This window comes from uncultured Ruegeria sp. (assembly GCF_947497005.1).
GTDB lineage: Bacteria > Pseudomonadota > Alphaproteobacteria > Rhodobacterales > Rhodobacteraceae > Ruegeria.
In genome coordinates this window covers 401414-425713 of sequence record NZ_CANMFF010000001.1, presented here as the reverse complement: position 1 = coordinate 425713, position 24300 = coordinate 401414, and the positions used below count along the sequence as shown (strand labels likewise).

The 24300-nt window shown below is 57.0% G+C and carries 23 protein-coding genes; 14 read left to right on the top strand and 9 right to left on the bottom strand.

The window, feature by feature from the left end; all coding sequences use genetic code 11:
• Positions 1 to 11: 11 nt before the first annotated feature.
• The 3 genes from Q0816_RS02120 to Q0816_RS02110 form a co-directional block, all read right to left on the bottom strand.
• Positions 12 to 869 (bottom strand): bile acid:sodium symporter family protein, encoded by an 858-nt coding sequence (locus Q0816_RS02120; protein WP_298847075.1) that lies wholly within the window; start codon positions 867 to 869, stop codon positions 12 to 14.
• A 73-nt stretch (positions 870 to 942) separates the two neighbouring features.
• Entirely contained in the window at positions 943 to 1677 is a 735-nt protein-coding gene (locus Q0816_RS02115; RefSeq protein ID WP_298847072.1) for a glutamine amidotransferase, read from the bottom strand.
• Between the two features lie 16 nt (positions 1678 to 1693).
• The gene (locus tag Q0816_RS02110) at positions 1694 to 3466 is read right to left on the bottom strand and encodes an SLC13 family permease (protein WP_298847069.1); all 1773 of its coding nucleotides are present in this window, start codon (positions 3464 to 3466) and stop codon (positions 1694 to 1696) included.
• A 110-nt stretch (positions 3467 to 3576) separates the two neighbouring features.
• On the opposite strand from Q0816_RS02110, the gene Q0816_RS02105 reads away from it, so the two are divergent.
• Together Q0816_RS02105 and Q0816_RS02100 are read left to right on the top strand one after the other, a co-directional pair.
• On the top strand, positions 3577 to 4317 hold the full coding sequence (locus Q0816_RS02105; RefSeq protein ID WP_298847067.1) for a YebC/PmpR family DNA-binding transcriptional regulator: 741 nt from the start codon (positions 3577 to 3579) through the stop codon (positions 4315 to 4317).
• A gap of 147 nt (positions 4318 to 4464) precedes the next feature.
• Positions 4465 to 5748, top strand: coding sequence for a permease (locus Q0816_RS02100; protein ID WP_298847064.1), 1284 nt, complete (start codon positions 4465 to 4467; stop codon positions 5746 to 5748).
• Positions 5749 to 5759: 11 nt separating this feature from the next.
• Here Q0816_RS02100 and Q0816_RS02095 read toward each other — a convergent pair whose 3' ends face one another.
• Both Q0816_RS02095 and Q0816_RS02090 read right to left on the bottom strand, forming a co-directional pair.
• Complete coding sequence (locus Q0816_RS02095; RefSeq protein ID WP_298847061.1) at positions 5760 to 6449, bottom strand: nitroreductase family protein; 690 nt, start codon at positions 6447 to 6449, stop codon at positions 5760 to 5762.
• 27 nt (positions 6450 to 6476) lie between these two features.
• Positions 6477 to 7370: a LysR family transcriptional regulator ArgP gene (locus Q0816_RS02090; protein WP_298847058.1), complete on the bottom strand. Its 894-nt coding sequence runs from the start codon at positions 7368 to 7370 to the stop codon at positions 6477 to 6479.
• Between the two features lie 87 nt (positions 7371 to 7457).
• Here Q0816_RS02090 and Q0816_RS02085 point away from each other — a divergent pair, with 87 nt between their 5' ends.
• The 7 genes from Q0816_RS02085 (at position 7458) to Q0816_RS02055 (ending at position 13942) form a co-directional block, all read left to right on the top strand.
• Positions 7458 to 8057, top strand: coding sequence for a LysE/ArgO family amino acid transporter (locus Q0816_RS02085; protein ID WP_298847054.1), 600 nt, complete (start codon positions 7458 to 7460; stop codon positions 8055 to 8057).
• A gap of 40 nt (positions 8058 to 8097) precedes the next feature.
• Positions 8098 to 9006: a DMT family transporter gene (locus tag Q0816_RS02080; protein ID WP_298847052.1), complete on the top strand. Its 909-nt coding sequence runs from the start codon at positions 8098 to 8100 to the stop codon at positions 9004 to 9006.
• A 90-nt stretch (positions 9007 to 9096) separates the two neighbouring features.
• Complete coding sequence (gene betI, locus Q0816_RS02075) at positions 9097 to 9669, top strand: transcriptional regulator BetI (protein WP_298847050.1); 573 nt, start codon at positions 9097 to 9099, stop codon at positions 9667 to 9669.
• Entirely contained in the window at positions 9666 to 11174 is a 1509-nt protein-coding gene (gene betC, locus Q0816_RS02070; RefSeq protein WP_298847048.1) for a choline-sulfatase, read from the top strand. Before betI ends, betC begins: the two co-directional genes overlap by 4 nt.
• Before the next feature lie 67 nt (positions 11175 to 11241).
• The gene (gene betA, locus Q0816_RS02065; protein ID WP_298847045.1) at positions 11242 to 12900 is read left to right on the top strand and encodes a choline dehydrogenase; all 1659 of its coding nucleotides are present in this window, start codon (positions 11242 to 11244) and stop codon (positions 12898 to 12900) included.
• A 54-nt stretch (positions 12901 to 12954) separates the two neighbouring features.
• Positions 12955 to 13602: a thermonuclease family protein gene (locus Q0816_RS02060; protein WP_298847042.1), complete on the top strand. Its 648-nt coding sequence runs from the start codon at positions 12955 to 12957 to the stop codon at positions 13600 to 13602.
• Positions 13603 to 13702: 100 nt separating this feature from the next.
• Positions 13703 to 13942, top strand: coding sequence for a YdcH family protein (locus Q0816_RS02055; protein WP_298847039.1), 240 nt, complete (start codon positions 13703 to 13705; stop codon positions 13940 to 13942).
• Positions 13943 to 14037: 95 nt separating this feature from the next.
• Here Q0816_RS02055 and Q0816_RS02050 read toward each other — a convergent pair whose 3' ends face one another.
• Both Q0816_RS02050 and Q0816_RS02045 read right to left on the bottom strand, forming a co-directional pair.
• Positions 14038 to 15438 carry a short-chain fatty acyl-CoA regulator family protein gene (locus Q0816_RS02050; protein WP_298847036.1) on the bottom strand — a complete coding sequence of 467 codons (1401 nt, stop codon included), beginning with the start codon at positions 15436 to 15438 and terminating at the stop codon, positions 14038 to 14040.
• 63 nt (positions 15439 to 15501) lie between these two features.
• Positions 15502 to 16707, bottom strand: a complete 1206-nt coding sequence (locus tag Q0816_RS02045; protein WP_298847032.1) for a multidrug effflux MFS transporter — start codon at positions 16705 to 16707, stop codon at positions 15502 to 15504.
• A 183-nt stretch (positions 16708 to 16890) separates the two neighbouring features.
• Here Q0816_RS02045 and Q0816_RS02040 point away from each other — a divergent pair, with 183 nt between their 5' ends.
• The 3 genes from Q0816_RS02040 to Q0816_RS02030 all read left to right on the top strand — a co-directional run bounded on the left by Q0816_RS02040 (position 16891) and on the right by Q0816_RS02030 (position 19509).
• The gene (locus Q0816_RS02040; protein ID WP_298847030.1) at positions 16891 to 18423 is read left to right on the top strand and encodes an acyl-CoA carboxylase subunit beta; all 1533 of its coding nucleotides are present in this window, start codon (positions 16891 to 16893) and stop codon (positions 18421 to 18423) included.
• A gap of 113 nt (positions 18424 to 18536) precedes the next feature.
• Positions 18537 to 19022, top strand: a complete 486-nt coding sequence (locus Q0816_RS02035) for a DUF6497 family protein (protein WP_298847028.1) — start codon at positions 18537 to 18539, stop codon at positions 19020 to 19022.
• Positions 19023 to 19155: 133 nt separating this feature from the next.
• Positions 19156 to 19509 (top strand): hypothetical protein, encoded by a 354-nt coding sequence (locus tag Q0816_RS02030; protein WP_298847026.1) that lies wholly within the window; start codon positions 19156 to 19158, stop codon positions 19507 to 19509.
• 87 nt (positions 19510 to 19596) lie between these two features.
• Here Q0816_RS02030 and Q0816_RS02025 read toward each other — a convergent pair whose 3' ends face one another.
• Positions 19597 to 20748 (bottom strand): DcaP family trimeric outer membrane transporter, encoded by a 1152-nt coding sequence (locus tag Q0816_RS02025; RefSeq protein WP_298847023.1) that lies wholly within the window; start codon positions 20746 to 20748, stop codon positions 19597 to 19599.
• A 650-nt stretch (positions 20749 to 21398) separates the two neighbouring features.
• On the opposite strand from Q0816_RS02025, the gene Q0816_RS02020 reads away from it, so the two are divergent.
• Entirely contained in the window at positions 21399 to 21602 is a 204-nt protein-coding gene (locus Q0816_RS02020) for a hypothetical protein (protein ID WP_298847018.1), read from the top strand.
• 116 nt (positions 21603 to 21718) lie between these two features.
• Positions 21719 to 23764: an acetyl/propionyl/methylcrotonyl-CoA carboxylase subunit alpha gene (locus Q0816_RS02015; RefSeq protein ID WP_298847015.1), complete on the top strand. Its 2046-nt coding sequence runs from the start codon at positions 21719 to 21721 to the stop codon at positions 23762 to 23764.
• Positions 23765 to 23840: 76 nt separating this feature from the next.
• Here the strand turns inward: Q0816_RS02015 and Q0816_RS02010 are convergent, their stop codons facing one another.
• Complete coding sequence (locus tag Q0816_RS02010; protein WP_298847012.1) at positions 23841 to 24287, bottom strand: DUF4174 domain-containing protein; 447 nt, start codon at positions 24285 to 24287, stop codon at positions 23841 to 23843.
• Positions 24288 to 24300: the final 13 nt, after the last annotated feature.

Below are 24300 nucleotides of genomic sequence, written 5' to 3'. Positions count from 1 at the left end.
AAGCTGTCCTTTCAGCGGCGGCGGAACCAGACAAGAAACGGCAGAACCACGGCGTACATCGTTATGCCATAGACGGCCGAGGGCAGGGCCAGCGGGCTTAACCCACTGTCAGTGTTTGTGATCAGGGCGGCAAGTGTAATGCCCAGTGTGGAGTTCTGAATTCCCGTTTCGATGGAAACGGTCTTACACTCGTTCCACGACAGGTTTGCGGCGCGCGCCAGCCCAAGACCGATCAACAGCAAAGCCACGTTTAACGAGATCAGACCCGCGCCCATGATGCCGAGGTTGTCGACAAACAGTTTCCAGTTGGCGGCCAGCGCGGCGACAACAATCAAAACAAAAAGAGCCGTTGCGAGGGTCGACAGCCCGGCTTCGATGCGGTTTGCAAACCCTCTTGCAAAGTTGCGAATTCCGACGCCAACCGCAACCGGTAACGTGGTGATCAGGAACAGAGCAATAGCCAGCCCGGTGATCGATACCTCGGGTGCCTCTGCGCCCATGAAATGCCCGATCGACCACGCGGCCAGGATCGGAACTGTTATCATCGACAGCAGGCTGATCACCGCGGTCAGGCTGACCGACAGCGCCACATCGGCTCTGGCGAGCTTTGAAAGAATGTTGCTGGTCACGCCGCCGGGGCAAAAGCTGAGCAGCATGAAACCAACTGCGATTTCAGGCGGTAACGCAAAAAGCTTTACCGTCACGAAGGCAGCAATCGGCAAAAGAGCGACTTGGCTAACGGCCCCGATGGCAAAGGCGCGTTGTCGGCTCAGGACACGGCGGAAATCAGCGGTCTCCAACCCGATACCCAGAGACAACATGATAATGGCCAGCGAAACCGGCAGGCCAACGTTAATAAGCAGGTCCAAGGACAACTCCTCCCAAAGTTGCGTCAGATCAGCCTAAGCGAGGGGGCGAGGCGCAGGCAACAGCGCCGTTGGGTCATTCATATCGCCGAACGAAACAGCGCAAGATTTCACCGGGCTGAGAGACATCGGCCGAATGGCATTTGTCGATCAGTCTCTGAGCGTCCTCAGGCGGGAAATAGCCGTGATTCTTGTAGATATTGATGCGCTGTTCAAAGTCCTGGGCGTCAGCTTCGGGGTGGAACTGCGTAGCGTACACGTTCTGCCCCCAGCGGATCATCTGAAATGGGCAGGGATCTGAGGATACAAGGTGAACACAGCCGTCAGGCAGGGCCTGCACTGCCTCTTTGTGACCAACGAAAGCGTCAAACGTCGTCTCCAGCTCAGCAGTCAGTGGATCTTTCCGCCCCTCTTTGGTGAGATGGCAGGTTGATGGTCCCACAGGCTCACTATATCTGGCTTTGCTGACTTCGCCGTGCAGATGCGCGGCCAGAATGCCAAGCCCATAGCAACACCCCATGAACGGGTGATCCTGAGCAATGATCTGCGGCATCAACCCCATGATCTCCGCCTCGATCCGCGCATCCAGAGTGGATTTGGTTGCCAGATCGTCACTGACGCAGCCCGGCCCGCCTCCCACGATGACACCGGCGTAATTGGTGACGTCCAACCCTTCCGGCAGACCTTCGCAATCCAGACGAATACGGTGCGTCTGCTCTGGCGACAACCCGCTCCGGTTCAGGATCGAGTTATATTCAGCATCGGATGCATCTGTTTCGGGGCGCAATTGCAGGATCAAAAAGCGTTTCATGTGCAGCCTTTACCCGTCACAGTGGCCAGAAGACAAGGATGGCAGGAACGGAAACGGTGATGATCAGGATTTCCAGCGGCAATCCCATGCGCCAGTAATCGCCAAACCTGTAACCGCCGGGGCCCAGAACCAGCGTATTGTTCTTGTGTCCGATAGGAGTCAGGAACGCAGCCGATGCTGCAACGGCTACAGTCATCAGGAACGGATCGGGCGACACTTCAAGCGTGCGGGCCATCTGGATACCGACCGGGGCGGCAACAATGGCGGTGGCGGTGTTGTTCAGCACGTCCGACAGCGTCATGGTCACGACCATCAGTACGGTCAGTATGGCCCAGGCGGGCAGGCCATCAGTCAGCTGGATCAGAGCGTTGGCAATCAGTTCCGTGCCGCCCGAGGTCTCCAAAGCGCTACCAAGCGGGATCATTGATCCTAGCAGCACAACCACTGGCCACTCGATGTGGGTATAGATGTCGGCGATCGGCATGATCTTGGTCAGCACATAAGTAATGACGACCAGGCCCAAGGCAACTGGCAGGTAGATCAGCCCGACACTGGCTGCCAGTACGGCCGTAGCAAACAGGCCAATGGCCAACCAGGCCTTGTCATTGGCGGTTACGTTCAGCCCGCGTTCCGCAAGTGGCAGACAGCCCAGCCAGTCGGTTACATCCACAGCGCGATCACGGGGGCAGAGCAGCAGCAGGATATCGCCCGGCTCAACCTCGGTTTTGCGGACCTGTTCAGAGATCCGGCGCCCCTGGCGCGAGATACCCATCAGGACCGTGCTTTGCCGCCAGGCCAGGCCAAGACCCTGCGCCGTGCGACCGGTGATGCGGGCGCTTTCCGGTACGACAACTTCGATCACTTCAAGCCCGTCGCCCTCAGCCGTCAGCAATTCCTGACGCCGCGTGTCCGAGAAATCCAGATTGAGCGCAGCGCGGAATTCGTCCAGCGCCTCGGGGCGGGCTTCCAGAACCAGTGCGTCGCCGTCTTTCAGCGTGGCATGGGCCGACCGACCATAACGTCGCTTGCCATCCCGGATCAGACCAAGGATGGCCACGTCGGATTTCTCGGCGACTTCATAAAGCTCACTGACCCGCTTGCCGATATGCGCGGAGGCCGGCGGGATGGTCAACTCGGCGATATATTCTGCCAACGCTTCAGACGTCTCGGTTTGCGGTCCGCGATTGGGGATCAGCCGCCAACCCACCAAAGAGACAAAGGCAAGGCCCGCGATGGCCGCCAGCCCACCGACGGGTGCGAAATCGAACATATGGAAGGGCTCGCCCAAGGTCTCGGCGCGGATGGACGCAATAATAATATTCGGCGGGGTTCCGATCAGCGTCGCCATCCCCCCAAGAATGGTGGCAAAGCTCAGCGGCATAAGGGTCAGACCAACAGACCGGCCTGCTTTGCGCGCGGTCTGGATATCGACCGGCATCAGCAGTGCAAGGGCTGCCACGTTGTTCATGAAGGCCGACAAAACCGCGCCGATGCCGCCCATCAGGGCGATATGTGCGCCAAGGCCCCGCGACGCATCGACCAGAGTGCGAGTGATCAGGAACACAGCACCCGACCGGACCAGACCGGCAGAGACCACCAATACCAACGCCACGATGATGGTCGCCGGATGGCCGAACCCGGCAAAGGCGTCGTTCACCGGCACGACGCCCAGCACAACGCCGATCATCAGCGCGGCAAAGGCCACAAGGTCGTATCGAAACCGACCCCAAAGCAGCATTCCGAAAACTGTGATGAAAAGGGCAAAAAGAATGATCTGATCTGTCGTCATGCCGTCACCATACAAGTCAGTGATGTCGTCGCAAGCCGCTCTCTTGATCCTGCCCCCCGCAAACGTCTATATGAGCGCGAAATACGCAAACATGATGACGAGGACGCAACATGGCAGGCCACTCCAAATGGGCCAACATCCAGCACCGCAAGGGACGTCAGGACGCCGCGCGGTCCAAACTGTTTTCGAAACTGTCAAAAGAGATCACCGTGGCCGCCAAGATGGGCGACCCCGATCCTGACAAGAACCCGCGCCTGCGCCTGGCCGTGAAAGAGGCAAAGTCGAATTCAGTCCCAAAGGACGTGATCGACCGCGCCATCAAGAAGTCGCAGGCGGGCGACGGCGATGATTATGAGGAAATCCGTTACGAGGGCTACGGTCCCAATGGCGTGGCGGTAATCGTCGAGACCATGACCGACAACCGCAACCGGACCGCGTCGACCGTTCGCTCGACCTTTTCCAAGAATGGCGGCAACCTGGGCGAGACCGGCTCGGTCGGGTTTATGTTCGATCGCAAGGGTGAGGTGGTATATCCAGTTACTGCAGGCGATGCGGACACCATTTTCGAAGCAGCCATCGAAGCCGGAGCCGAAGATGTAGAAAGCTCGGAAGACGGCCATATCATCTGGTGTTCCGACAGTGATCTGAACGACGTGTCGAACGTGCTGGAGACTGCGCTGGGTGAATCGGAATCCACCAAGCTGATCTGGAAACCGACCACTACGACCGAGTTGGGTCTGGAAGATATGCAAAAGCTGATGAAGCTGGTCGATGCGCTGGAAGACGATGACGACGTTCAGCGCGTGACAACGAATTTTGAAGCCACCGACGAGGTAATGGCGCAGCTTTGATCTGACAGAGACTTTGATTGTGAAACCCGGCTGAACAGGCCGGGTTTTTTCGTTTTGGGGCCGAGTCCAAGGATTGTTGGCTGAAATGCCCAAAACGCTTAGGCTGGGATAACTCTGAACTGCAGGCAAGACATAACAGAAAGATCAATGACGTCTGATTCCCCTGATAAGGCCAAACGCAACGTGCCGGTTCTGACCGGGCAGAGTATTGTGTCTCAGGTCGCCTGGACATTGGGCAGTCCTTCTGTGGTGCTGCCGTTTCTGGCTGTGTCCTTCGAGCTACCAATGTTTGTGGCAGGCGCGCTGGTTTCGGTGCGGATGGTTGGTAGCATGATCTCCGACTTCTTTCTGGCGCAACCCATTGCAGCGAAATCGCAAAAGAAGCGCGCCATTGCCATGACCGAAGCCGTCATCGGTGCTTGTCTGGTTCTGGCGATGGCTGCAGCAGCGACCGAGGTTGTGCCCTTGATCGCGGTGATTTTCGTGGCGGTCTTCTTCGTGATCGGACTGGTGGACGAGGTTCAGAACCTTATGTTCACCGATCTGCTGGGCGATCATGTTCACTCACGTTCGCGCATGATCATGCATTATCTGCAACTCGGGGGTGGGGGCCTGTGTGCCATCGGCCTTGCCCTGCTGGTGCACCAGATCACCAAGGAAAACCCTCCGTTTTCACGCCATTCCACCATGATCGGCGTATCGGTTGCGTTCTTTATGCTCTCAGGGCTTTTGATGCTGGCGATGACCGAAAATGTGCGCTCTGGCGAACCGGCAAAGAAGACTGAAACCAAGCCAAAGCTGTCGGTTAAGGCCAATTTCCAAGGCATTCTGAGCATGTTCGAATACTCTTGGTTTCGACGTTACATGATTATGCGCGTGCCTTTGGTGGCCGTTTCACTCTCTGTCCCGTTTTTCGCACTGATTGCGGCTGAGGCGCATCATGGTTCGGCGAAGGGTCTGACCGCAATGATTGTTTCATCTGCGTCGGGTTATCTCGTCTCGGGGCCTTTGTGGCAGGTTGTAAACATGAAATCTCATCGCGCGGTTATGGTGGTCGGGACGCTGATGGTGGCCGCTACCGGAAGTGGCCTTCTGGCTTTCCACTACATGGGTGTTGATCACGATGTGCACCTGCATGCGATTGCATTGTTTGTTGTCACTGTCGCGGTGACCGGTATCAGCAGTGCACGCAAGCTCTATTTTCTGGATGTCGCGCCCAAGGAACAACGCGTACAGGGCTCAGCTGCGATCAAATCGATCACACGATTGTTGGCGGTGCTGCTTTCGGCGGCCTTGGCCGCTGTCGCACATATGCATGAGGTCGCATTGGCGGTCGCGTTCATAGTCGCCGTCAGTCTGGTGGCCTGCGCGACATGCTATCGAATGATGTTGCCCAGCCGGGAAGAGGCCCCCCCCCGATCACAGAGCTGATGCAGATGCGCTCAGAAAAACGAAGAAATCTCTTCCAGGGGCTTCTTCAGCTTTGCCACAGAAGGCACGGTTGCAGATTCCGATGGGTGACCAACCGCGATGATCATTGTTGGCTTCTCCGATGCGGGCCGGTCCAGCGCATCGTTGAGAAACCGCATCGGGTTGGGGGTATGGGTCAAGGTGCAGAGCCCCGCGTGATGCAGCGCCGCCAATAGAAAGCCGGTGGCAATGTTCACACTCTCGGGCACGTAATAGTTCTTAAAGCGCGTCCCGTCTTCGAATTGTCCCCAGCGCTGGGCAAAAACCACGATCAGCCACGGCGCGATTGTCAGATGTTCTTTGACGGCGTTGGTGCCTATCGGTTCCAGGGCTTTGATCCATTCATCACCCGCCCCGCCCGCATAAAAACGACGTTCCTCTTCCTCGGCTTCCTCGCGAATGCGTTGTTTCAGGTTGAGGTCCGAGATGGCGGCGAAGTGCCAGGGCTGATGATTGGCGCCGGAGGGGGCTGTTCCCGCTGTGCGCAGAGTTGTTTCGATCACCTCTCGTGCAACCGGGCGTGTACTGAAATCCCGAACAGTATGACGCTGTCCCATCTTTTCAAAGAAAGCCTGAGCCGCGCCTTGCATGTCCGCATCGCTGATTTCGAATCGGTCGGGCAAGGGAATTGGGTCATAGCTGAGGGCGTCGCGTGAGAACATCGGTTCCTCCGATTGCGTGGTGTTTGGCTATTGGCTTGTCGACGGAAGCAAAGTCCGTCCTGCAGCGTACTTGACCGCTTGTGTAAGCGGCTTGAGGGCGGGCGCAAGAACCCGTCCGATCTGCCAGTTGAGCGGGACGTCCAGTGGCGTGTCGGGAACGATGGGGCGTAACAGCCCTTGTTCCACAGCATTTTGCACAAGGGCTGAGGGGTTCATACCCCATCCGATCCCTGCAATCGCGGCATCAACGAAACCATGCGACGATGGCAGAAAGTGGGAAGGGGCGGAAAGGCGGCTACCGGTGTATTGTGCAATCCACGCTTTTTGCAGGCCGTCCTTTCGATTGAAGATGAGGCAGGGGGCCTTGCCGAGCGTTTCTTCTGTCACGCCGTCCTTGAACCATTTATCGATAAAGTTAGGGCTGGCCGTCGGCAGATATCTCAACACACCCAATGCTGTCGCGTCGCAACCGGTCACGGGCTGTCCACCAACGGTGACTGCGGCGCTGACCTCTCCTCGCCTCAGCCAATCTGCCGAATGGTCCTGATCGTCGATCACGAGGTCGAACAGCATGTCTGGCACTTGCGCCATTGCGTCAATGAACCAGGTCGCCAGAATATCGGCGGGCACCGCAATGCGAACCCGGGCTGATCCGGGTTCTTGTTCCAGTGTCAATTCGCGGGCCAATTGCGCCTCAAGCAGGCCGACATCTTCAGCATAACGCGCAATGCGCAGTCCGGCTGGCGTTCCTGTACAGGGTGTTCCGCGATGTATCAGCGACGCCCCAACCCGATCCTCCAACGCCTTTATCCGCTGGGAGACTGCCGAAGGCGTCACAGCCAGCTCTGCAGCTGCTGCGTCAAAGCTGCCATGGCGCAATATGGCAGACAAGGCAGACAAGTGGTGTGGATCCAGCAACATTAGTGAAACTTAGCTGAAGGTAGCATCTTTAATTTGATAGATCGCGTCGAGGGGCTTAGTCAACGCCTTGTAAAAGCAGGAGGTCCCATGCCCACATCCGTGATCGCCGGTTTCGCGCTGGGTTTCAGTCTGATCCTCGCCATCGGAGCGCAGAATGCCTTTATCCTTCGACAGGGGCTGCGGCGCGAACATGTCTTTCTCCTGTGCCTGACATGCGCAGTCTCTGATGCCCTTCTGATTGGCGCTGGAGTGGCTGGATTTGGGACATTGGCGCAGGCCGCCCCCTGGTTTGAAACTGTGATGCGATATGGTGGGGCCGCGTTTCTGACCTGGTATGGGTTGCGCAGTTTCCGCTCAGCCTGGCAGGGTGGTGCGGTGATGGAAATTGGCAATGGTCAGAAGACCAGTTTGAAGGCTGCGCTGCTTACGGTTTTCGCGTTTACCTGGCTGAATCCACATGTTTATCTGGATACGGTAGTGCTTATCGGCTCGATCTCGGCGCAATATGACGACCGGCTTGGCTTTGCCCTTGGCGCGATGACATCCAGCTTTGTGTTCTTCTTTTCGCTTGGGTACGGCGCAGGCATCCTGTCCCCGGTTTTTGCGCGTCCACGGGCGTGGCAAGTGCTGGATGCCGGGATTGGCGTCGTCATGTTGGGTATCGCACTGAAACTTGTTATCATGTGAAGGGTTGTTCCCGACTGGATTTCGGTGTTCAACCTAAGCCATGTCAACACTCGCCGTATCGTCCCGCCCGCTTGCCGGCATGTTCTGGATGTTTGCCGCCGGTCTGTCTTTTGTCGTGATGACCGCTTTGGTGAAATCGCTGGGCACGACGATGAACCCGATCCAAGCTGCTTTCCTGCGTTACGCTCTGGGACTGGTGTTTTTGTTGCCCGCCATGCGGTCGATCATGGCAACGCGCCTGACACCTCGACTGCTGACGCTGTTTGGTCTGCGCGGAGTCGTGCATGCGGTCGCCGTCATGCTCTGGTTCTTTGCCATGACCCAAATACCGTTGGCCGAAGTCACGGCCATGAACTACATGACGCCGGTTTATGTCACCTTGGGTGCGGCCTTGTTTTTGGGTGAGAAGCTGGCCTTTCGCCGGATCGCGGCCATTCTTGTCGCTCTGTTGGGGGTTCTGATCATCCTGCGACCGGGGTTTCGCGAAGTATCTCCGGGTCATTTGGCCATGCTGGGAACCGCCTTGACCTTGGGCGGCTCTTATTTGCTGGCCAAACTTCTGGTGCGTGATGCTCCGCCTTCTGTAGTCGTCGCGCATCTGTCGATTTGGGTGACCATCGCTTTGATACCTTTCGCGATTGCTGTTTGGACGCAGCCAGGTTTGCGGGATCTTGGGGTTTTGTTCCTTGTGGCCAGTTTTGCGACAGCAGGCCACTATTTCATGACCTTGGCACTGCAGGCCGCACCGGTGGCTGCCACGCAGCCGGTGACGTTTCTTCAGCTGATCTGGGCCACAATTTTAGGCGCCGCAGTGTTCCACGAAAGTGTTGATGTCTGGGTCGTCGCTGGAGGCACACTGATCCTGGCCGCCGTAAGCTTCATCTCATGGCGCGAATTCGTGCTGAACCGCAGGGACTTGACGCCTCCGAGTATAGCGCCGAAGCTGTAACAACAGCGGCCCCCGATTTTCATTGATTGACGAGTCAATAAAAACCCCCTAGCGTGGACGTATAACGCCTGCTCAAAGGGGGGGGGAACGATGCCAAAAGTCGGAATGGAACCAATCCGTCGGGACGCGATTGTTCGCGCGACGATCGCTGAGCTGGGCGTAAGAAAATCCCTCGATGTAACAGTCAGTCAAATTGCCAAACGTGCGGGCATGTCCAGCGCGCTGGCGCACCACTATTTCGGTGGCAAGGATCAGATCTTTCTGGCCGCCATGCGTCAGATCCTGTCCGACTTCGGCGATGAGGCACGGGGCGAGTTGAAGGCGGCTGCGCCGCAGGACCGGGCGCAGGCGATTATCCGGGCCTGTTTTGCACCGTCATGTTTCACCCCGGATGTGATTGCTGCCTGGATGACCTTTTATGTGCTGGCGCAGACCAACGATGATGCGCTGCGCCTGTGGCAGATCTATCAGGCGCGCATCAGGTCGAACCTGATCGATGCTCTGCGGCACAGGTTGGCCGACCCGTATGAGGCGGCCGAGAACATGATCGCGCTGATCGATGGGCTTTATATTCGCGCTGCATTAACCGCCCCAGAAGAACCGCAACTGGCCGTGAGCCACGCGATGCGTGTGCTCAACACTCTGCTCGAGGCTGAAAAATGACAAAACCGAACATTCTGATCCTCATGGTGGATCAGCTGAACGGGACACTCTTTCCAGACGGTCCCGCTGATTGGCTACACGCTCCGAATCTGAAGAAACTGGCCGCACGGTCGACCCGGTTTGCCAACGCTTACACGGCGTCGCCTCTCTGCGCACCGGGGCGGGCCAGCTTCATGTCCGGTCAATTGCCTTCGCGTACCGGTGTCTACGACAACGCAGCCGAGTTCCGCAGCGACATCCCCACCTATGCGCACCATCTGCGCCGGGCGGGGTACTATACCTGCTTGTCGGGCAAGATGCATTTCGTCGGCCCGGATCAGATGCACGGATTCGAGGATCGCCTGACCACCGATATCTATCCGGCCGATTTCGGTTGGACCCCGGATTACCGCAAACCGGGTGAGCGGATCGACTGGTGGTATCACAACATGGGATCAGTCACTGGTGCGGGCGTTGCGGAAATCTCGAACCAGATGGAATACGACGACGAGGTTGCCTATAACGCCAAGGCCAAGCTTTATGATTTGGCACGGGGCAATGAAGATCGCCCATGGTGCGTAACCGTCAGCTTTACGCACCCGCATGACCCATATGTGGCACGTCGCAAGTATTGGGATCTGTATGAGGGTTGCGAGCATCTGCTGCCCGAGATCCCTGATATCGGTTACGATAATCAGGACCCGCATGCCCAGCGGATTTTTGACGCCAATGACTGGCGCAGTTTCGACATCACTGAAGAAGATATCCGCAAGTCCCGCCAAGCCTATTTTGCCAACATCACTTATCTGGACGACAAGATCGGCGAGATTCTCGAAGTGTTGGAGACCACTCAGCAGGAGGCGATCATCCTGTTTGTCTCGGATCACGGCGACATGCTGGGCGAACGCGGTTTGTGGTTCAAGATGAACTTCTACGAAGGTTCGGCTCGTGTGCCGCTGATGATTTCGTCGCCGGATCTGCCTGCCGGGCGGATCGACACGCCGGTCTCGACCATAGACGTAACGCCGACCCTCGGGGCTTTGGCAGGTGTAGACATGGCCGAGATCGCGCCTTGGACGGATGGAGAAAACCTGGTGCCGCTGGCACAAGGCCAAGAGCGAATCGCGCCGGTGGCCATGGAATACGCGGCCGAGGCGTCATACGCGCCATTGGTCTCGCTGCGCTATGGCAAGTGGAAATACAACCGCTGCGCATTGGATCCTGATCAGCTGTTCGACCTTGAAGCCGACCCGCACGAACGGACCAATCTCGCAGACAATCCCGAACATGCGGGTACGCTGCAAACCTTGCGCGCCAAATCTGAGGCTCGCTGGGATCTGGCTCGCTTCGATGCCGATGTCCGCGCCAGTCAGGCACGGCGCTGGGTGGTGTACGAAGCGCTGCGGCAGGGTGGATATTACCCATGGGATTACCAACCGCTGCAAAAAGCATCGGAACGTTACATGCGAAATCACATGGATCTGAACACTGTAGAGGAAAGCCAGCGGTTCCCGCGCGGCGATTAACCTCTTCATCTTTTCAAAAATACTCCCACCGAACACATCAATTCTCGGTGGGTCAGGAGTTGTGGAAATGGAAGCAGATTTTGTCATCGTTGGCGCAGGATCCGCAGGCTGCGCAATGGCATATCGTCTGAGCGACGCCGGAGCCTCGGTTCTGGTGATCGAACACGGCGGCACCGATATGGGCCCGTTTATTCAGATGCCAGCTGCGCTGAGCTATCCGATGAACATGTCGCGCTATGACTGGGGCTATCAATCCGAGCCCGAGCCGCACCTGAACAACCGTCGTCTGGCCTGTCCACGCGGCAAGGTGATCGGCGGGTCGTCTTCGATCAACGGGATGGTCTATGTTCGCGGCCACGCACGCGATTTTGACACCTGGGCCGAAATGGGGGCTGATGGTTGGTCGTATGCAGACGTATTGCCCTATTACAAACGGATGGAGACCTGGCATGACGGCGGTCATGGCGGCGATCCGGCGTGGCGCGGCACTGACGGTCCGCTGCACGTGTCGCGGGGACCACGCGAAAACCCCCTGTTTCAGGCCTTTGTCGATGCGGGCCAGCAGGCCGGTTACGAGGTCACGGGTGACTATAACGGTGAAAAGCAGGAAGGCTTCGGCCCGATGGAACAAACCGTCTGGAAAGGGCGGCGCTGGTCGGCGGCGAATGCCTATCTGAAGCCCGCCCTCAAGCGCGACAACTGCGATATCGTGCGCGGTCTTGCAACCCGGATCGTTATTGAAAACGGTCTTGCCGTTGGGGTCGAATTGATCCGTGGTGGCAGGAAAGAGGTTATCAAAGCCCGGCGCGAGGTGGTTCTGGCGGCGTCCTCGATCAACTCACCCAAACTGTTGATGTTGTCCGGCATCGGCCCGGCAGCGCATCTGGCCGAGCATGGAATCGACGTCGTTGCGGATCGCCCGGGCGTTGGTGCCAACCTGCAGGACCATCTTGAGCTTTATATCCAGCAGGCCTCGCTGCAACCGATCACGCTCTACAAGCACTGGAACCTGTTCAGCAAGGGTGTGATCGGGGCACAATGGCTGTTTACGAAAACGGGTCTGGGCGCATCGAACCAGTTCGAAAGCGCGGCGTTCATCCGGTCGAAACCGGGCGTTGAATACCCCGACATTCAGTATCACTTCCTCCCTATTGCAGTGCGCTATGACGGGCAGGCGGCAGCCGAAGGGCACGGATTCCAGGCGCATGTTGGTCCGATGCGGTCCCCGTCACGTGGCGCGGTCACATTGCGGTCTGCCCAAGCTGCCGACGCGCCGGTGATCAAGTTCAACTACATGAGCCATGACGAGGACTGGGAGGACTTCCGCACCTGTATTCGTCTGACCCGTGAAGTCTTTGGGCAAGACGCCTTCAAACCCTATGCTGGCAAAGAAATTCAGCCGGGGGCCGCTGTACAAACGGATGAAGAGCTGAACGCCTTTATCGCAGAACATGCGGAAAGCGCGTATCACCCCTGTGGCACCTGCCGGATGGGGCGTGAAGATGACAAAAACGCTGTAGTTGATCCCGAAGGTCGTGTGATTGGTGTGGATAGGTTGCGCGTCGCAGACAGTTCGATTTTCCCACAGATCACCAATGGCAACCTGAACGCGCCCTCGATCATGGTGGGCGAAAAAGTGTCGGATTCGCTTTTGGGCAAAGATCCGTTGCCCAAAGCCAATGACCGTCCGTGGATTCATCCCGGCTGGGCAACGGCGCAACGTTAACCTTTCTAAACTGCCCCCGGTTGAATGTGCGTGAAATACAGCGCATATCGGGGCATGTTAAGGATTTGTTTAGTTTTTGTTCTTCTTCTGCCAACCCTGACCCACGCTGCAGAACGACTTGCGGGCCGGGTTGATGTTATTGATGCGGATACCTGGGATGTGGGCGGCGTCCGGGTTCGGCTGCACGGTATTGATGCGCCCGAACTGGATCAGACGTGTCAGGATTCCGACGGATCGAGCTGGCCATGCGGGGCTTGGGCTACACATAGGGTTCGGCAGAAATATCAGGGACAGACAGCTTCATGCGTGCCACTAGATCGGGATCGCTACGGCCGTATTATCGCACAGTGCAAAGTGGAACGCGTGGACGTAGCAGCCCAGATTGTGGGACAAGGGTTGGCCTTTGCGTACCGCAAGTACTCGGATGTGTATGTGCGGGCCGAGAAGGGTGCGAAGGTTCGAAACAGGGGATTGCACCAGACGCAGGTTCAGGTGCCTTGGGTACATCGGGCGGAAGGAAAAACCAAATCTTCAGAAGGATGCCGGATCAAGGGGAACGTTTCATCCAAAGGTGAAAAGGCCTTTCATGTGCCGGGCCAGACGTACTATGCCAAGACCCGGATCAGCGCGGCCAAAGGAGAGCGCTGGTTCTGCTCTACCGCGGAGGCGCGGGCTGCAGGATGGCGCGCGGCGCGGCGTTGAAATCTGCATGAAACCTGCATGATATTGATCCGCGTCAAAGAAGAATACACGTCACGCTCCTACCACTGATATGTAACGACATATGAAGGAGCGAACACAAATGTCCCACACCCCGCATGAACTGGCCGAAGAGTTTCCGGACAAGGTCGAACTGATGAGCCAGCTCAAGCAATCGGACGCGCATTTTGCCCGGCTGGCTGACGAGTATCATGAGGTCAACCGCGTCGTTCACCGGGCTGAAACCAATGTCGAACCCATGGAAGAGCTGGCCGAGGTGGATTTGCGCAAGAAGCGGGCAGCGCTGAAGGATGAGATCTGGGCGATTTTGTCCAACACCTAATCATTTTGTCCAACACCTAAACATAGTGCCGGGGGCTCTGCCCCCGTCGCGGCCAGGGCCGCGACTCCCCCGAAGTATTTTGGGCCAGGTGAAGATCAGGTGACTTCGTAAGGTAGGGTCCCGCGCATATGGGTGTCGATGCTCAGGCGGCGTTCCAACGGAGGGACAGAGCGCTGGTGGCAGTTCTGCCGTTCGCAAATGCGGCACGATATACCGATAGGTTCGTAGGCGCTGGCGTTGTTGATGTCGAGGTTGTCGGCGTAAACAAGCGCCGGAGCATGACGCACCTCGCAGCCAAGCGCGATTGCGTATCGCCTGACTGGTGCGCCGAATGAGCCCCCCGATTTCGACACATCCCGTGCCAGCGATATATAGCGCACCCCATCCGGCGTTTCCGCCAGTTGCCGCAGGAAATGACCAGGTGTTTCAAAAGCGCGATGGACATTCCAAAGCGGGCATGCGCCGCCAAATCGCGCAAATTGCAGACGCGTGGCCGAGTGTCGCTTGGTGATGGTCCCGGCCTGATCTACGCGAACGAAAAAGAACGGGATACCCTTTGCGCCGGGGCGTTGCAGGGTCGACAGCCGATGCGCAATCTGCTCGATCGAGGCCCCAAACCGGTTGCTGAGCAGTTCCAGATCGTGACGCTCTTCTTGAGCTGCGGACAGGAATGCGGAATACGGCATCAAGGAAGCACCCGCGAAATAATTGGCAAGACCGATTTTCGCGATGGACCTTGCCTCGTCGCTTTGGAACTTGGCAAAATCCAGTGTCGCCTCCAGCAATTTGTCCTGACTGATCAAGGCCACCTGCAACAGCAGCTGAAACACTTGTGTTTGTGGGGCGGCGCGAGAAGACAGACGCAGAATCTTGCTTTCGGGGTCATATGTGCGCAGGGGATCAATATCTGAAAATATAACCTGTATGCCGCGCTCTGTCAGGCTGTTCAATGCGGCCTGACGGATGCTGCCGGGATCTTCGGCGCGGTTGGCGAACAGTTCTGCGGCCCTGTCCACAGCATCAATATAGTTGTCGCAATAGTGGAAGAAATCGCGCACTTCTTCCCACGGGCTGGCCTGTATGCGGGCGTCTTCCCGACCCAACGCTTCGTCCAGAGACGCGAGGCGTTCATGTGTTTGCCGATAGGTTTTGTGCAGCTCGATAAAAGCACGGGCCAATGCCGGGGCGTTGGACGCCGTCAGGCGCAAATCGGCCAGTGGCGGCAGGGTATCCGCAAAAACCGGGTCGGCCAGCGCTTCGCGCATATCCGACACGAGCCGCTCGCTGTCGCCGGTGCTGAGCTCGGTGACATCCATGCCAAACTCTTGCGCCAGAGCCAACACGACCGTGGTTGAGATCGGCCGGTTATTGTTCTCCATCTGATTCAGATAGGGTAACGAAACGCCCAGCTTCGCCGCGAATTCGCGTTGTGTCAGGGTCAGCCGCGTGCGCATTTCACGCAGTTTTGCACCGGCATAGAGTTTTTGGGTGGCCATGAGGTGCCTTTGCAAGTTTTCTAGTCCAGAAGAATAACTTTGCAAAGTCTTGTGGGCAAGTCGCTACAGCCCCAGTAGCCGTTCCCGCCGGATCACGGATCCAATTGCAACAATTGCCATAATCGCGGTTGCCAGCATCAGCCAAAGCAAAGGCATTGCACCGGTTTCGCTGGTCAAAAGGGTGCCGGCCAAGGCGCTTAGCGCCGCGCCGCCGCCCAGCATGATCGCACCGCTCAACCCTGACGCGGTTGCGGCCAGATGCGGACGGACCGACAATGCGCCGGAAGTTGCATTGGGAATGGCCATGCCGTTTCCAACACCCACAAATGTCATAAAGCTAAAGAAGCTGAGTGCGGTGCCCTGGTCGGTAAGAAACAGCGATGCCGAAAGTGCAACACCCAAAGCGTTCAGCAGGCTGCCCCAAAGTACCATTCGGTTAATACCCACCTGCATGGAGAATCGACCGCTGAGAAAATTGCCAACGAAATAGCCGACTGCAGGAGCGCCAAAATAAATACCGACCTGCGCCGCGCTTAATCCAAACAGTTCGGTTCCGATAAAGGGTGCTCCTCCGAGATAGGCGAAGAAAGTGCCCGACGAAAAGGCGCAGGCCAACGAATAACCCCAGAACCGTGGCGAGGTCAGCAGCTCGGGATATTCCTTGAATTGTTGAACAAGGGTTTTGCCGCTTTTGGCTGACGTTTCTCCGAAATCCGTGAACGTCAAGGCAAGGGTCAAGGCGCCAAGGGCAAAAGGCAGCCAAAAGTTCGCCTTCCAGCCAAAGCTTTCCTCCAGAATCCCGCCAATCGCCGGGCCGATCATCGGGACCACGGCCATTCCCATGGTCACGTAACCGATCATAGATGCGGCCTGATCCTGATCGTACATGTCTCTTACCGCAGCGCGGCTGAGAACCATGCCGACAACCACGACGGCCTGGCACATCCTGAAGGCCAGAAAGATTTCGACGTTTGGAGAATAAATGCATCCCAGAGTTGCCAGCAGGAACAAGCCAATTCCCCAAAGCAACACAGGCCTGCGACCAGCCTTGTCTGCAAGCGGCCCGATCAGGATTTGAAGAATTGCGTTGACCAGCAGATAAAGTGCAATTGATAGCTGCATGACCTTGTAGTCAGTGTCGAAATGCAGGGCCATATTTGGCAGGCTGGGAAGAAACAGGTTCATGCTCAGTGCCGCCAAGCCCGAGAGCAAGACAAGTGTCGCCAATTTGGGTGGTGTACGGTGAACCGCGCGAGAGCTGAACTGCATGGTTCACATGTATAGCTACGGAATTTCGGATTGCTAGCCATCCGTGAATTTCAAAGCGACACTTAGCATATTTGCAGTTATCCAGATTGTTGTTGCTGAAACTTTGCAAATTTGCCGAAAAGAGCTTTGGCTGAGAGCCGCAAACGGGTAGGGTCCCGGCAAATTTAATAGGGGATTATCGTCATGAAAGACATCCTTTCTGAGTTGGAAGATCGCCGCGGCGACGCACGGCTGGGCGGCGGGCAGAGACGGATCGATGCCCAGCACGCACGCGGTAAGCTTACGGCGCGTGAGCGAATCGAACTGCTGCTGGATGAAGGCAGCTTTGAAGAGTTCGACATGTTCGTCAGCCACCGCTGCACCGAATTCGGCATGGAAAATCAAAAACCTGCAGGAGACGGTGTCGTTACAGGTTGGGGCACGATCAACGGGCGTATGGTCTATGTATTCAGCCAGGACTTCACAGTCTTTGGCGGATCTCTGTCGGAAACGCACGCGCAGAAAATCTGCAAGATCATGGATATGGCGGTGCAAAATGGTGCGCCGATCATCGGGATCAACGACTCGGGCGGTGCGCGAATCCAGGAGGGCGTGGCGTCGCTTGCGGGCTATGCCGAAGTGTTCCAGCGCAACATCACAGCGTCGGGCGTCGTTCCGCAGATCAGTGTGATCATGGGCCCGTGCGCCGGTGGCGCGGTTTACAGCCCTGCGATGACCGACTTCATTTTCATGGTCAAAGATTCTTCCTACATGTTCGTGACGGGCCCCGATGTGGTCAAAACGGTCACCAACGAGGTTGTTACAGCCGAGGAACTGGGCGGCGCTTCAACCCATACCAAAAAATCCTCGGTCGCCGATGCTGCATTCGAAAACGATGTCGAGGCTTTGGCAGAAGTGCGCCGTCTGGTGGATTTCCTGCCGCTTAACAACCGTGAAAAACCGCCGGTTCGCCCGTTCTTTGATGAACCTGACCGGCTTGAAGCATCCCTCGATACTCTGGTTCCGGAAAACCCGAATTCACCTTACGATATGAAGGAGCTCATCACCAAAGTGGCGGATGAGGGCGACTTCTACGAAATTCAGGAAGACTTTGCCAAGAACATCATCACCGGCTTTATCCGTCTGGAAGGGCAGACCGTTGGCGTCGTCGCCAACCAGCCGATGGTGCTGGCGGGGTGTCTGGATATCGACAGTTCGCGTAAAGCAGCACGGTTCGTTCGGTTCTGCGATTGCTTTGAAATCCCGATCCTGACTTTCGTGGATGTTCCGGGCTTCCTGCCCGGGACGCAGCAGGAATACAGCGGTGTGATCAAGCATGGCGCAAAGCTGCTTTACGCTTACGGCGAAGCCACGGTGCCAAAAGTTACAGTTATCACTCGTAAGGCTTATGGCGGTGCCTATGTGGTTATGGCGTCCAAGCATCTGCGCGGTGATTTCAACTATGCCTGGCCAACGGCCGAGATCGCGGTGATGGGGGCCAAGGGCGCGACCGAGATCATTCACCGTGCAGATTTGAAGGACGAAGACAAAACGGCGCAGCATGTTGCGGATTACGAGGATCGCTTTGCGAACCCGTTTGTCGCTGCCGAACGTGGATTTGTTGACGAGGTAATCATGCCGCAATCGACTCGTCGGCGCGTGTCTCGGGCCTTTGCCAGTTTGCGAGGCAAGAAACTTAAGAACCCATGGAAAAAGCACGATAATATTCCGCTTTAAATCATTCGAGGCGGCGCAGCCCGCCCCGGTGTTTCCTGGCTTACGCTCATCGGTCCAAGGACGAAAACTGCCCGAAATTGTGGCGGAATTGACAAAAAGCGGCAAATAGTTGAATGATCCGACCCATCAGACATAGAACCGCGCAGGCCAATCGCACTGCGCGCGCGATCCCGGAAGGAGGAGCCTGCCCTCGGCGGGTCTGGGGTCGCGCCATTTGTCTGGTGTTATTCACGATCAGCGCGCCTGTTTTCGCCCAGACTGACAAGTCGTTGCCGGTTCCGTCCGGTCAGCCGGTTCATCTGAACAATGTCATGCTGGACAACAACCCCGGTGAACTTTGGGTGCGGTTTCGCTTTATCGCCCCGAAGATCGGGGCGTCAGTCGGGCGGATCGGTTACGATGTAGCGTCTAAGGATATGGAGCATTTGTGCCAGATACTGGCGGTTCCATACGTGGCTCAGCATGAGCTGCAGCCAGCAAGAATTGTCATATCTCTGTCTGATCGCCCGGTGGAATTTGGCGATACCGCTCCGGATGCGACACAGTATTTTGAAGCCTACCGGCTGGAGCAGTCCCGGTGTATCTGGGAGGGGCTTTGACCATGTGCATTTGGTGTCATGATTTCAAAGCATCTCAGACCAACGGTGCGGCTTTGGAGGTGCGCAATATGATCCCTTCCCTTTTCGGTTTCGAAATTCTTATGTCTGCGAAATTGGGGCAAGGAGTGTCGCCATGTTGAAACATCGCGGGTTTCCTGGTCGTCTAACGGGCACTGACTTTCAGTTCACCATTCGCCGCGCCAATCCCAAGGGCGTTACACCGCTGACACGTCGGGATCGGTTTCGGGATCGTAGACCGGCAGACAGGCGTGCAGACACCGCGTTCATGCAAGCACTGTGGGCTCATTTCGGCGATCAGCCGTTCGAGCGGGGCAATCTTGATGCAGGGCGCCTGAACTGGCTGTTCGAACGCGAAGTCATCCCTGCAGAAGATCCATTTGATCCGGCAAGCTACGACGCTTTGCTTGTGATCGATGTGACGGCTGCACGCGCGTCCTTTCCGGATGTGATCGACGGGGCGACCTGAATCATGACTCTGATTGCCGCATATCAGCCTGTGACATCCGGTTTCGGGATGATCCTGCCCGAAGCCGGGCAGGATCCGTGTGTGGCATCAGAAGTTCAGCTGAGCTGCAAGTTGAACCCGGTTTCCATCAAAGGTTCTACCAGTTGGCGCGTCGTTCCGCTCGCCATATATGTATTCAGCGCTGAGTGTCAGATTGTCGGTTGCTTTGTAGAAAGCATTGACGTGGATCGTTTCCAGCTCGGTAAACGACAGGGTGCCGGTCGAGGTCGCCAGATCATAATCTTCCCGACCATAGGAAATACCTACGTTCCATTTCGGGCTCAGGTCCTGACGGAATTCGATGGTGTACCCATCCACGTCATTGGCCTGACCGTTGACGATGGCATCACCAAGGCCGATCAGATACGGGCCGATCGCCTCGCCGTTGACATAGTTGACTTGGAACAGGCCACCCTGCCATGGGCGAATGGAACCGGAAACAGTAAAGCCGGTCTGATCAACTTCAACGTTGCCGGATTCTGCTTTGCCGTAGAGGCCCGAAATGCGCGCGACATATGTCCCGTCGTTGTACTCGGCAGCTGCGGTCAAAACCGGATCGTCCGAGTTCGAGCCGCTGACGTTCTCTTCGATCGAAACAGAAAAAGACGTGTTTGTCCCGAAGGAATTTGTATAGCGGACCTGTGGAACACGCGCGAAGGGAATACCAACGGGACCGTTGAATTCGACCGAGGTCGGGTACGTGTCCAGCGGCATGAAGTTGGTCCATGTCTGACCGATCAGCCAGTTGTCACCGATGGTGATATTTGCGTGACGTACGCGCAATTCAGCCGTGCCTCCCGAACCGAACAGATCAAGTTCCAACTGCCCGCCGATATCGCCGATACCGCTTGGGGTGGTGGTGCGCAATCCGATCCGCGATTGGCGGACCGTGGCACCAAATGTGCCATCCGTCGCGGCCGAGGGCTCGCCGATGACATTCACGAATGCCGTATCGCCTTGATCGAACTCGAAATCATAGAAAAAATCGGCTTTCACGTAACCGTAAACGTCCAAAACGGTGTTGCCGATGCGAAAATCTCCATTGGCCGGACCGCTCTTGGCGGATTCCAGCGCTTCGACCCGGGCGCGCAAAGCATCAAGCTCGGCCTGGGTTTGGGCATCCTGAGCAACGGCAAGCGTGCTGGTCACACTGAGCGCAGAGGCAGCGAGCAGGAGTGCCTTTATTCTTTTAGTCGTCATGTGGGTGTTCCTTTGAGTGCGAGTGTGCACGGGGACCGTTTCACGCAGAGGAATTCGTGGGAAATCACGAGAACGAGAAGAGAATGTCCTTATTTTTCAAGTAAATGTGTGTTTTTCACTGTGTTGAATCACGTGGCCTTGAACTGCCTCGATAACGCGTTGAGACAAGGCGGTTCTTTATCTCAAGAGCTGAGCGGGATTCGTGATGCTGCAATTGCAAAAAGAATTGTGAGCGGCTTGTTTTGTCACGAAACTGTGACGCGACTTTGGTTGTCCGCCTCTGTTCAGAGACGAATTGGTGTCGGCGCAAATCTGCGCGACGTGCCGCGATATGGGCAGAAACCAGCCGAGATGCCAAAAGGAAACAATACTGTGTTTGCCGGTGAGATTGTGCTGTGCAAACTGATCAGGCCGTGCGGCTCTACTTTGCCTGCGCCGCACATGCACCTACTATTCCGTACCCCTTCCTTGCGCGGGCAGGCTTGTGTTCCCCACAAAGACCTGTCCGCGTTTTTCTTTGTGCGCCCCGCAAGCAAAAAGCAGCAAAATCTTGCACAAAACGGACCTGCGCGCTGGTTGATATTGAATAACAAGCCGCGTTGCGCGCATCAGAGCGCAAACGAAGCAAAACAACCAAAAGGGCAGTCACTATGCGAATCTCAAAAATTTTCCTCGTTGCAGCGACCTGCGCAGGCTTGGCTGCCTGCGGTGACACCACGGGTGAACAAGCGATCCTGGGCGGTGGCGCAGGGGCGGTTGGGGCAGCGGTCCTCAGCGCCGACCCGTTGTTTGGCGCAGCCGTCGGTGCGGCGGGCAACGTGCTTTACTGCAAAACGCAGAACACCTGTAACTAACGAAATTATTTCGAGGCGCCTGTCGCCTCGACCGTCATCGCGCATCACGCCGTCGTCGGGATCATTCCCTGCGGCGGCGTTTTGCGTTTCCAGAACACCAAGCCAAAGGACGTTCCATGTTCAATAAGATCCTGATCGCCAACCGGGGCGAAATCGCCTGCCGTGTCATCAAGACCGCTCGCAAGATGGGTATCGGCACCGTTGCCATTTTCTCGGACGCGGACAAGAACGCGCTGCATGTGTCGATGGCAGATGAGGCCGTGCATATCGGCCCGCCGCCGGCCAACCAGTCCTATATCGTGATCGACAAGGTTATGGATGCCATACGTCAAAGCGGTGCGCAGGCGGTGCACCCGGGCTATGGGTTCCTGTCAGAAAACTCGAAGTTCGCCCAAGCACTCGAGGCTGAAGGCGTCGCATTTGTCGGCCCTCCGGTTGGTGCGATCGAAAGCATGGGTGACAAGATCACCTCGAAAAAGATTGCACAAGAGGCTGGTGTTTCGACTGTTCCCGGTTACATGGGCCTGATCGAAGACGCGGACGAGGCGGTGAAGATCTCGAACGAAATCGGTTATCCTGTCATGATCAAGGCCAGTGCCGGTGGCGGTGGTAAGGGCATGCGAATTGCGTGGACCGACGAAGAGGCGCGCGAGGGTTTCCAATCGTCCAAGAACGAGGCTGCAAACTCGTTTGGTGATGACCGGATTTTTATCGAGAAGTTCGTGACACAACCGCGCCACATCGAAATTCAGGTTTTGTGTGACAGCCATGGCAACGGCATCTATCTGGGCGAGCGTGAATGTTCGATCCAGCGCCGGAACCAGAAGGTGGTTGAAGAGGCACCATCACCCTTCCTTGATCCGGAAACCCGCAAGGCGATGGGCGAACAGGCTGTCGCGCTGGCCCAGGCTGTGAACTACGCCAGCGCAGGCACGGTCGAATTCATCGTGGACGGAGACAAGAACTTCTACTTCCTCGAAATGAACACTCGTTTGCAGGTGGAGCACCCCGTTACTGAACTGATCACCGGCGTCGATCTGGTCGAACAGATGATCCGTGTAGCAGCGGGCGAGAAGCTGACGATCACGCAGGATGACGTCACACTGACTGGCTGGGCCATTGAGAATCGCCTGTATGCTGAAGACCCGTATCGGGGCTTCCTTCCGTCGATTGGTCGCCTGTCGCGTTATCGCCCTCCGCAAGAAACAGCGGCTGGCCCGATGCTGGTCAACGGCAAATGGCAAGGCGATGCGCCGGAAGGTGAAGCCGCTGTGCGCAATGATACTGGCGTCTATGAGGGCGGCGAGATCAGCATGTATTACGACCCGATGATCGCCAAGCTCTGCACTTGGGCGCCAACTCGCGAACAGGCGATCGAAGCGATGCGTGTGGCGCTGGACAGTTTCGAGGTGGAAGGCATCGGTCACAACCTGCCGTTCCTGTCGGCTGTGATGGATCACCCGAAATTTATCAGTGGCGACATGACTACTGCGTTCATTGCCGAAGAATATCCGGACGGGTTCGAAGGTGTAGCGCTGCCTGAACTTGATCTTCGTCGGATTGCAGCTTCTTGCGCGGCGATGCATCGTATTGAAGAAATTCGTCGCACTCGAGTTTCAGGCCGCATGGACAACCATGAACGCAAAGTCGGCAAGCGCTGGGTCGTTTCACTGGAAGGCCTCGAATTCCCGGTTCAGGTTAATGCTGACAAAGAAGGCGCAACGGTCAAGTTCGAAGACGATACAACCATTCGCGTTTCTTCGGATTGGACACCGGGCGATCAATTGGCGATGTTGGACGTTGACGGCAGCCCGTTGGTTCTGAAGGTCGGTAAGATTTCAGGCGGGTTCCGCATTCGCAACCGCGGTGCCGATATGAAGGTGCGGGTGCGACGTCCGCGTCAGGCGGAATTGGCCAAGCTGATGCCGGAAAAACTGCCGCCGGATACTTCGAAAATGCTGCTCTGCCCGATGCCCGGCCTGATCGTGAAGATTGACGTCGAAGTAGGGCAGGAAGTGCAGGAAGGTCAGGCACTGTGCACCATCGAGGCGATGAAGATGGAAAACATCCTGCGTGCCGAGAAGAAGGGCACCGTTGCCAAGATCAATGCAGGCCCCGGCGACAGCCTCGCCGTGGACGAAGTGATCATCGAGTTCGAGTGATCATGACTGCGCTTTCAACATACAATTCAACCGTCCCGGAGCGTTGTGCCGGGGCGGTGGGATATGCCGAAAGCGCTCAACCGCCCTCGCGGCGGTCGCGAATTTCGCGCTCGCGCAGGGGGGTTTTGTCGATAGACCGGCCAATCTCGCGAACGCTCCACGGGCTGGGTTTGCGCAGTTTGACTACACCATCCTTGTCGACAAACACCATCTGGAACCCGCGCGGGCGCAACTGTGACCGGATCGGGGACCGCGCCGACGGGTCGGTATCAGTCAAAACCACCACGTCACGATCCCGCATGGCTGCCTCGCCTTCAACCAACATGTCGATCTGCTGCTGGAAACGCGGATCGGCGGGTGTGTCGGCAAAGACAACAATGGGGCGGCTGACCCATAGATATTCGCTGAGTTCACTGTCACCGACTGGGAGGACAAAGCTGTCATCCGTAGTCGCCGTTCCATCTGCCGCCCAGACGGACAGCGGGATTAGTGCCGAGAAAACAAAGGCAAGCGTGCGTGTCATATGGCCTCCTGTT